The 9,436-nt window shown below is 59.7% G+C and carries 8 protein-coding genes; 6 read left to right on the top strand and 2 right to left on the bottom strand.

Features of this window, described 5'->3' with window-relative positions; all coding sequences use genetic code 11:
- From alaS to Q0J75_RS08165, 3 genes are all read left to right on the top strand, one after another.
- On the top strand, positions 1 to 2,484 hold a 2,484-nt coding region (gene alaS, locus Q0J75_RS08175), incomplete at its 5' end, for an alanine--tRNA ligase (protein ID WP_297199408.1).
- Between the two features lie 35 nt (positions 2,485 to 2,519).
- Positions 2,520 to 2,699 carry a DUF4250 domain-containing protein gene (locus Q0J75_RS08170; protein WP_297199405.1) on the top strand — a complete coding sequence of 60 codons (180 nt, stop codon included), beginning with the start codon at positions 2,520 to 2,522 and terminating at the stop codon, positions 2,697 to 2,699.
- A 273-nt stretch (positions 2,700 to 2,972) separates the two neighbouring features.
- On the top strand, positions 2,973 to 5,318 hold the full coding sequence (locus Q0J75_RS08165; protein ID WP_297199402.1) for a SpoIIE family protein phosphatase: 2,346 nt from the start codon (positions 2,973 to 2,975) through the stop codon (positions 5,316 to 5,318).
- A gap of 61 nt (positions 5,319 to 5,379) precedes the next feature.
- Here the strand turns inward: Q0J75_RS08165 and Q0J75_RS08160 are convergent, their stop codons facing one another.
- A complete protein-coding gene (locus Q0J75_RS08160) occupies positions 5,380 to 6,456 on the bottom strand; it encodes an alanine/ornithine racemase family PLP-dependent enzyme (RefSeq protein ID WP_297199399.1) in 1,077 nt (358 codons plus the stop codon).
- A 151-nt stretch (positions 6,457 to 6,607) separates the two neighbouring features.
- Between Q0J75_RS08160 and Q0J75_RS08155 the strand changes: the two genes are divergently transcribed.
- From Q0J75_RS08155 to Q0J75_RS08145, 3 genes are read left to right on the top strand one after another with little or no spacing between them, the layout of a single operon-like run.
- Positions 6,608 to 6,991 (top strand): GntR family transcriptional regulator, encoded by a 384-nt coding sequence (locus Q0J75_RS08155; RefSeq protein WP_297199396.1) that lies wholly within the window; start codon positions 6,608 to 6,610, stop codon positions 6,989 to 6,991.
- Complete coding sequence (locus Q0J75_RS08150; RefSeq protein WP_297199393.1) at positions 6,984 to 7,844, top strand: ABC transporter ATP-binding protein; 861 nt, start codon at positions 6,984 to 6,986, stop codon at positions 7,842 to 7,844. Before Q0J75_RS08155 ends, Q0J75_RS08150 begins: the two co-directional genes overlap by 8 nt.
- On the top strand, positions 7,841 to 8,485 hold the full coding sequence (locus Q0J75_RS08145; protein ID WP_297199391.1) for an ABC-2 transporter permease: 645 nt from the start codon (positions 7,841 to 7,843) through the stop codon (positions 8,483 to 8,485). The genes Q0J75_RS08150 and Q0J75_RS08145 overlap by 4 nt, the downstream gene beginning before the upstream one ends.
- A gap of 46 nt (positions 8,486 to 8,531) precedes the next feature.
- On the opposite strand, the gene Q0J75_RS08140 is transcribed toward Q0J75_RS08145, so the two are convergent.
- The gene (locus Q0J75_RS08140; RefSeq protein WP_297199388.1) at positions 8,532 to 9,413 is read right to left on the bottom strand and encodes a rhomboid family intramembrane serine protease; all 882 of its coding nucleotides are present in this window, start codon (positions 9,411 to 9,413) and stop codon (positions 8,532 to 8,534) included.
- Between the last annotated feature and the right edge of the window lie 23 nt (positions 9,414 to 9,436).

The following is a 9,436-nucleotide window of genomic DNA, read 5'->3' as shown; positions in this document are numbered from 1 at the left end:
GTGACCACCTGCCAGAAGTGCATCCGTACCGGCGACATTGAGAACATCGGCCACACCGCCCGCCACGGCACCTATTTTGAGATGCTGGGCAACTTCTCCTTCGGCGACTACTTCAAGAAGGAGGCCATCCACTGGGCCTGGGAATTCCTGACCAGCCCCCAGTGGGTGGGTCTGGACCCCAACCGGCTCTATCCCTCCGTCTTTGCCGGTAACGAGACCACCCCCGCCGATGACGAGGCTTTCCGCATCTGGAATGAGGAGATCGGTATCCCCGCCGATCGCATCTTCAAGTTCGGCAAGGAGGACAACTTCTGGGAACACGGCTCCGGCCCCTGCGGTCCCTGCTCCGAGATCTACTATGACCGGGGCGAGCAGTGGGGCTGCGGCAAGCCCGGCTGCACCGTGGGCTGCGACTGCGACCGCTATATCGAGGTGTGGAACGTGGTGTTCTCCCAGTTTGACAATGACGGCGAGAACCACTACACCGAGCTCAAGCAGAAGAACATCGACACCGGCATGGGCCTGGAGCGCCTGGCCTGTGTGTGCCAGGATGTGGCCTCCCTGTTCGACGTGGACACCGTGATGAACATCACCAATAAGGTATCCGAGATTACCCACGCCCACTATGGCGAGACTGCCGCCAAGGACGTGTCCCTGCGGGTTATTACCGACCACATCCGTTCCGCCACCTTCATGATCTGCGACGGCGTGCTTCCCTCCAACGAGGGCCGGGGCTATGTACTGCGCCGCCTGCTCCGCCGGGCTGCCCGCCACGGCAAGCTGCTGGGGGTCAACGAGCCCTTCCTGTATGAGGTGTGCGACACCGTCATCCACGAAAACGAGGGCCATTATCCCGAGCTGCGGGAGCGGCAGGACTATATTACCAAGGTCATCCGCACCGAGGAGGAAAACTTTGCCCGTACCATCGACGGCGGCATGAAGATCTTCAACGACCTGCTGGCAGGCCATAAGGAGAAGGGCGAGACCGTGTTCTCCGGGGCCGACGCCTTCAAGCTGTACGACACCTACGGCTTCCCTATCGACCTGACCATTGAGATGGTGGAGGAGCAGGGTATGACCGTAGACCAGGACGGCTTCCAGAAGCTGATGCAGGAGCAGAAGGAGCGGGCCCGGAAGGCCCGGGAGGCTCTGGGCGACCTGGGCTGGGCCGGCGTGGAGTTTGGTAAGGACGTGCCCGAGACCCAGTTTGTGGGCTATGACCACACCTCCATCGACGACGCCAAGGTGGTGGCTCTGGTGGTGGAGAATGAGCAGGCCGAGGAGCTGATGCCCGGCGTGGAGGCCATTGTGGTGCTGGACAAGACCCCCTTCTATGCCGAGATGGGCGGACAGGTGGCCGATCACGGCGTTATTACCACCGCTGGCGGCGCTCAGTTCCAGGTCACCGACGTACAGAAAAACAAGGGCGGTAAGTATATGCACTCCGGCAAGCTCACTGCCGGCACCCTCAAGCTGGGAGATACTGTTACTGCCTCCATCGACGTGCCCCGCCGGAAGGCCGTCATGCGGGCCCACTCCGCCACGCACCTGCTGGACAAGGCTCTGCGCACCGTGCTGGGAGATCATGTCCATCAGGCCGGCTCTCTGGTGGAGCCAGACCGGCTGCGCTTTGACTTCACCCACTTCTCCGCCATGACCGCCGAGGAGCTGGCCAAGGTTTCTGCTATGGTCAACGAGGCGGTGCTGGAGGGGTACGACGTCCACACCGACGTGCTGCCCATCGAGGAGGCCAAGAAGAAGGGGGCCATCGCCCTGTTCGGCGAGAAGTACGGCGACACAGTCCGGGTGGTGGACATGGGCGAGGGCTACTCCGTGGAGTTCTGCGGCGGCACTCACCTGGACAATACCGCCAAGGTGGGCGTGTTCCACATCGAGAGCGAGTTCTCCGTGGCCTCCGGTGTGCGCCGCATTGAGGCTACCACCGGCGCTCTGTCCCTGAAGATCATGAATCAGAACCAGCAAAAGCTGTTTGAGGCCGCCGCTGTGCTCAAGGCCAAGCCCGGCGAGCTGCGGGAGAAGGCCGAGCAGACCATCAACGAGCTGCGGGACCTGCGCCATCTGGTGGAGGGCTTCAAAGCCAAGGAGGCCATCAACCAGGCGGGCAACTTCCTGATGGGGGCCAAGGATGTGGGCGGCCTGAAGGTGCTCACCGCCACCCTCAACGACGCCGACGCCGACCGTCTGCGTAAGATGGGCGATTTCCTGCGGGACAAGGATGCCAGCGTGGTAGCGGTGCTGTCCAGCGTGAAGGACGGCAAGATCACCTTCCTGGCGGTGTGCGGCAAGGAGGCGGTATCCAAGGGTATCAAGGCCGGCGAGCTGGTCAAGCAGGTGTGCTGCTGCTGCGGCGGCAAGGGCGGCGGCAAGCCGGACAGCGCCATGGGCGGCGGCTCCGACGTTCTCAAGCTGGACGATTCCTTGGCCAAAGTGGACGACTTTGTCGCTGAAAAGCTGGGCGTTTAACCGGCATTCACAAAACAGACAGGAGGCGCGATTTTATGCTTCCCCAGGACCCTATGATCCTTTTCAGCTATGTAAACACCAAACTCCGGGACTGCTACTCCTCGCTGGAGGCATTGTGTGAGGATCTTCAGGCTGATCCGGATGAGATAACCCAGAAGCTGAGTTCCATTGGCTTCCAGTATGATCCGGCACGCAATCAATTTGTATCCGCGTGATTTTACAAACAGGCTTCAGGTCAAATTGACCTGGAGCCTGTTTGTATTTGCGTGGAGTTCCGTTTTGAACAGAACAACGTCCACCCATGTCGTTTCTCCTATGATAAGTTCATGAAATAGTCTAAATAGCCGTTTTTTCCAGTATATTGCCGTGTAATACTTTTTAAAAGCTCACCACTTTTACGCATTCCGACCCAGTTTTCCCAATATATGGTCTATACTATCTTTGATACCACGGGCAGACAAGCCCCGGGAGCAAAGGAGACAGGGACCATGTCTACAAAAGAAACGCTGAAAACCAAGGCGGCCCGCCTGCGGGAAGAGGCCCGGGAGACAGGGAAGGTGGTGTTCCGGGCTCCGGCACTGGTGCGCTCCGCCGAGTGTGTCATCCGCTTCCTGCTGGGGGCCTTGCTGGCGGGGGCGGAGATCTTCGGCGGCTATGCCCCCTTTGGGCTGGGAATGGTAGGGGCCTCCGGCTCGGGGCTGGACGGACTGTGTGCCCTGCTGGGGGCCTGTTTTGGCTATCTCACCATGGAGGGCTTTGTGGAAGGCCTGCGGTATGTGGCGGCCAGTGTGCTGGTTTTTTCGGTGGCCTTTGCCTTTTTTGATGTGGGGGCCTATCGGAAGAGCTGGTTCATGCCTCTGGCCGCCGCCGCCATCGACGGTGTCACCGGGTTTATTTATTTATCCGATCAGGGCTGGACCCAGGAGACCCTCATCTTCTTCGGCACGGAGCTGCTGCTGTGCGGCGCCTCTGTCTACTTTTACCGCATCGCCTTTACCCCCTGGACCGAAAAGCGAGAGGAGGAGGGGCTCACCCCACGGCAGACCATCAGTCTGCTGCTGCTGGCGGGCAGCCTTCTGCTCACCCTGTCCAAGCTCACCCTGCTGGGAGATCTGTCGGTGGGCCGCTTTGCCGCCGCTGTGGCGGTAATGGCCGTGGCCTACAAAGGAGGCGTCAGCGCCGGGGCCACCGCTGGGATCGCAGTAGGTCTTGGAATGGACCTGTCTGCCGGTGGTATGCCCTTCTATGCCATGGCCTATGCTCTCTCCGGCGTCATGACTGGGGTCTTCCACCGGCAGGGCAAGCTGGCCGCCACCCTGGCCTATGTGCTGTCCAACGCTCTGGCGGTGCTGTGGACCTGGAAGGACGGCCTCCACATCTCCCTGCTTTATGAGGTCTTTGCCGCCTCGGTTGTCTTTCTGCTGCTGCCGGACAAGCTGCTGCGGCAGGTAGGGGCGCTGGTGGTACGGGAACCCAAACACGGCACCCAGGAGCGGGCCATGGCCTATGTGAAGGGACGGATGGAATGCACTGCGGCCGCCTTCAAAAGCCTCTATGAATCCATGCGTGGTACCCTCCGTCCCTGCCGTCCCAATGACAGCGACGCCGCCAGCGTCTTTGACCGGACGGCGGAGCGGGTGTGCAAGCACTGCCCGCTCCAGACCTCCTGCTGGCAGCGGGACTATGTTTCCACCTACAACGCCCTCAACGATGCTCTGCCCGCCATGCTGGAGCGGGGCAAAGGGGAAGGCGGCGATTTCCCCGCTTATTTTTCCAACCGCTGCATGAAATTTTCAGACTTTCTGGCTGCGGTCAACGAAGAGCTGGCGGGACTGCTGTACCGGCGGCAATATCAGAACCGGTTGAAGGAGAACCGGGCAGCGGTGTGCCGCCAGTACGGGGACCTGGCGGAGGTGCTGGGGGCGGCGGCTGCGGAGCTGAGCGCCGAGCTCATCCCCGATCCGGTGCGGGAAAAGCGGCTGCGGCAGTATCTCACCGCCCAGGGCGTGGAATGTGAGCTGGCGGTCTACTACGATGAGGCGGGCCACCTGCGGCTGGAGCTGGAGGGGGCAGGCCTGTCCCCCCTGCGCCAAAGCAGTCAGGTAGAAAAGCTGTCCAAGCTGATGAATTTCCCTCTGCGGCTGGTGGAGGATGGACGGCGGGACCAGCTGGTGCTGGTGCAGTGCGAGCCGCTGATGGCAGTGGCCGGGGTGGCCGCCCGGAAAAAAGACGGCCAGACCGTATCGGGAGATACCGGGGCCTGGTTCAAGCACGATGACGGAGCCCTCTATGTCCTGTTGTGCGACGGTATGGGCTCCGGGCGGCTGGCCGAGCGGGAGAGCACCCTGGCGGTGCGGCTGCTGGAGCAGTTTTTGCGGGCGGGGGTCCAGCCGGTCAACGCCCTGCGTACCCTCAGTGCCGCCCTGGCTCTGCGGGGGGAGGAGGAAATCGGCTTTACCACCATCGACCTGCTGCGGGTGGATCTGTTTACCGGCGAGGGAGATATTTACAAATACGGCGCCGCTCCCAGCTATGTGAAAAAAGGGACCAGCGTCAGCCGGGTCACCGGCTGCGCCCTCCCTGCCGGGCTGGCTGGAGGCGAGGGCGGCGCCCCTGATGTGACCCACCTGAAGCTGGATGCGGGAGACTGTGTGCTGCTCATTACCGACGGCGTCACCGGCGGCGGAGCCGACCAGTGGGTGCGGGATCAGCTGGCCGCCTTTGACGGAGCCAGCCCCCGGGAGTTGGCCCAATCCCTCATTGACGAGAGCGAGCAGCATGGCGGCGGGGCGGACGATCGTACCGCTTTGGTCCTCAAGCTGAGCAAACGATAAATACCATATTGGAACACAAAAATACCCTCTGACACGGACAGATCGTGTCAGAGGGTATTTTTTAGTCTTCCCATATCTGTACATCCACATAGGCGGAGGTGGTGGCGTCCAGTACCGCCATATAGCCGCACCGGAAGGTCAGCCAGTCCCCCACCTGTACCTGTCTGCCGCAGTCCTCCACGTCCACGATCAGGTGGTCGGAGCTGGCCCCGATCATCTCCGCCCCCGGCAGCATGGGGGTGAGGGCGGCCCAGGCCACATCCTGCTTACCTGCGGCACAGATGGCCCGCAAGCGCACGCCCCGGTCAGGATATTCCGGCGTGTCCCCCTTGCCGTCCCGGCCCAGCTCTCCAATGGGCACCGATGGCTTGCGCCGCAGCTCCACCACCTGTGCTTTGAAACGAAAGGCGTCCTGGTGATAGCCCTCCAAAAAGCGGTTTCCGGTGGTGTCCTCTCCGTAAAGCACCGCCTCCCCCACCCGCAGTTGATTGATACCGGCGGGCATGCTCCCATCCTCCAGCAATTTCAGGGCGCAGGTGCCCCCCGCCGATAGGACGGAAATGGAAAAGCCGTATTTTTTATGGAGATAATCCCGCAGCTCCACCAGAACGGCGGTGTTTTCCACCGAGGGCAGAACACTGCCATAGCACCCCACATTGGTACCCAGCCCCACCAGCTCCACTCCGGCACAGTCCTTGATCTGGGGCGCGATCTCATCCAACTGTGCCCGGCCAAAGACCCCCTCCCGCAGGTCTCCCACGTCGATCATCAGAATGATGGGGTGGATCTTGCCCTGCCGCAGGGCAGCCTCCGATACCGCCTTTATCACCTCGATCTGGCTTTGGAGGCTCCAATCCGCCCAGCGCACCACGTCCTCGGCCTCCATGATAGCGGGAATACGGATCAGGAGATACTTCAGGCCAGGGATAGCCTGCTTGGCCGCCCGGATGTTTTTCAAGCGGCTGTCTGCAAAGGAGGTAATCCCCCCGGCCAGCGCCGCCCGTATCACCTCCGGCCGGGCAGAAAAGCCTTTGGTCACAAAGGTCAGCTCCACCCCTCGCTGGTCACAAAAAGCATGGAGTTTTCCGGCATTTTCGGTCACTTTTTTGGTGTCGATCTCCAAGATAGGCGCATACATGGTACATTCCTCCTCCAAACCACTTTACCCCATCATACCGGGTCCGCTCCCCTCTGGCAAGAAAATCTTTCCTATCCCCTTGACAACCGTGTATCTATATGTTATTACTGTATATGTCAAGTATATACAGTATGACAACACGAGGTGCACCATGGATATCATCATCAGCAATTCCGGCGGCGTGCCCATCTATGACCAGATCACCCGGCAGATGAAGTGCCTCATCCTCCGGGGGGAGCTGCGGGAGGGGGAGGCCCTGCCCTCCATGCGGCTGCTGGCCAAGGAGCTGCGCATTTCCGTCATCACCACCAAACGGGCCTATGAGGAGCTGGAACGGGACGGGTTCATCACCATGGTTCCGGGCAAGGGGTGCTTTGTGGCCCCCCGCAACCTGGAGCTGGTCCACGAGGAGACCCTCCGCCGGGCGGAGGAGCATCTGTCCCAGGCGGTGGACATTGCCAAAACCGGCGGGGTTTCTCTGGCCGAGCTGACCGAGACCCTCAGCCTTCTGTATGGAGAGGATTCTTATGAATAATGCATTGGAAGTATCTCATCTCACCAAGGACTATGGGTCCTTCAAGCTGGACGATGTGTCCTTCACCGTGCCCGGCGGTACCATTATGGGCCTCATTGGGGAAAACGGGGCGGGCAAGTCCACCACCATCAAGTGCATTTTGAACCTGGCCCACCGGGATGCTGGAGAGATTTCTGTCTTTGGACTGGATACCATCATCGACGAGCGGGCGGTCAAGGCCCAGCTGGGGGTGGTACTGGACGACAGCAGTTACTTCAACCCCTTTACCCCGGCACAGATCGACCGGATTCAGAAGGGGCTTTATCCCCAGTGGGACAGCGCCATATTTCAGCACTATCTGGACAAGTTTTCTCTCCCTGAGCGAAAACTCATCAAAGATTTTTCAAAAGGAATGCGCATGAAGCTGGCCCTGGCGGCGGCCTTCGCCATACATCCCAATCTCCTGCTTTTGGATGAGGCCACCTCCGGCCTGGACCCGGTGGTACGGGATGAGATTTTGGACGAATTTCTGGACTTTATCCAGGATGAAACCCACTCTATTCTCATTTCCAGCCACATCACCAGCGACCTGGAAAAAGTGGCCGACTATGTGACCTACCTTCACAAGGGCAAGGTGGCGCTGACCGGGGCTAAAGACGAGCTTCTGGACACCTACGGTAAGCTGGTGTGCGGCCGTACCGATCTGGAGGGGGTGGACCCCTCCCTGCTGGGCGGCCACCGGATGGGTCAGTTTGGCTGTGAAGCACTGGTCAAAGACCGCCACGCCTTCACCCGCCGCTACCCCGGCCTGACGGTGGAGCCGGCCAGCTTAGAGGACATTATGATCTTTACCGTAAAGGGGGATGCACAATGAAGGGCCTCATCTATAAGGATATTCTGGCCATGCGCAGACTGGCGGGGACCTATCTGCTTTTCTTCCTGGTCTATGGCGGTCTGGCCATTGCAGGCGTGTTTGACATCAGCGTGCTGGGCGGGATGGTGGTGCTTCTGGGCATGATGATTCCCATGTCCTCCATCAGCATGGATGACACCAACGGCTGGGCCCGCTTTGCCGTGGCCTCCCCCGTGGGACGCCAAGGCATCATCAAGGGAAAGTATCTCTTCACGCTCCTGACTCTAGCAATCAGCACGGTATTAGCGGGTCTTCTGATGGCCGCAGCCACGCTTTTGGGTATCGGTGAGAATAGTCCCATAGACTGCCTGCTCATCACCCTCTGCTGTACTGGAGCAGGGCTGCTGCTGGACGCTGTCCTTCTACCCCTGACCTTTCAATTTGGTACAGAAAAAGCCCGTATTCTCAATGTGATCTTTTTCGCTGTGTTGTTCGGCAGCATGGTGCTGTTGGGGGGAGCGGCCAGCCACAATCTGTCTCTCCTCCAGCCCCCCGCCTGGCTGCTGGCCGCCCTGCCGGTTCTCTTTGCTTTAGTATCCATTGGTGGCTTTGCAATCTCCTATTGCATCTCCCAAAGCATCTATGCCAAAAAAGAATTTTAAATCCCACAAAAAATCACCCGGAGGACGACCTCCGGGTGATTTTTCATCACTGAATATGGACGTGATTGTGGATATGCTCCGAGCAGTAGCAGTAGTAGCCGTTGCACTTGGAGCAGTAGCGGAACTCCTCGTCGGGATAGTCGGTATCGGTCTTTCCGCATACCGCGCACTTGTGGATATAACCGCGGGTCTCCTGGGCGTGCTTGGTGGCCTGCTTGAAATTCACCGTCTGCCGGGAAGCCCGGTGGGCGGTCTGCCGCTTGACCCGGCCCAGGCTGGCCATCAGATCGTCCCAGAAGAAGATCAGATAGTTCAGGATGGCTACGATGGGAGCCACCACGCCCACCAGAGAAAAGATACTTACGGTAAAGGTCATGACCAGGCTTTTCAGGATGGAGTAGGTAAACAGAGCCGCATCCAGCCAGGCCAGCCACTTGACCTTGATAGGAATGATAAAGAAGAGAAGCACCTGCAAATCAGGATACAGCGTGGCAAAGGAGAAAAAGAGAGACAGGTTTACATAGGTCATGGAGGCGGTAGCTCCGGGCAGGGGTACGAACAGGTAGATGATAAATCCTGCAATGATATTGAGCGCCAGCCCCAGCAGATAGAACACCGTGAATTTAGCCGTCCCCCACTGCCGCTCCAGCACCGAGCCGATCCAGTAATAGAAATACAGCGAGATGGCCAGCAGGATCAGACTGTTGCTCTCCGGCACAAAGACGAAGGTGACCAGCCGCCACACCTCGCCCCGCAAGATATAGTAGGGGGCAAAGCTCAGGACAGAGGACAGAGAAAAGCCCCGGCTGAACTGGTCCAGCAGCCACACCAGCGCATTGCCCACCACGATCACCAGCATCAGATTGGGAATGCCGAACCTGGGGTGCTTATAACAGAACCGGTCCAGCCATCGTTGAATCGCACGCAAAGAATACTACCTCCCGAGGGACG

This window comes from uncultured Flavonifractor sp. (assembly GCF_944385615.1).
In the GTDB taxonomy this organism is placed as follows: Bacteria; Bacillota; Clostridia; order Oscillospirales; family Oscillospiraceae; genus Flavonifractor.
This window is presented reverse-complemented; position numbering and strand designations above follow the sequence as displayed.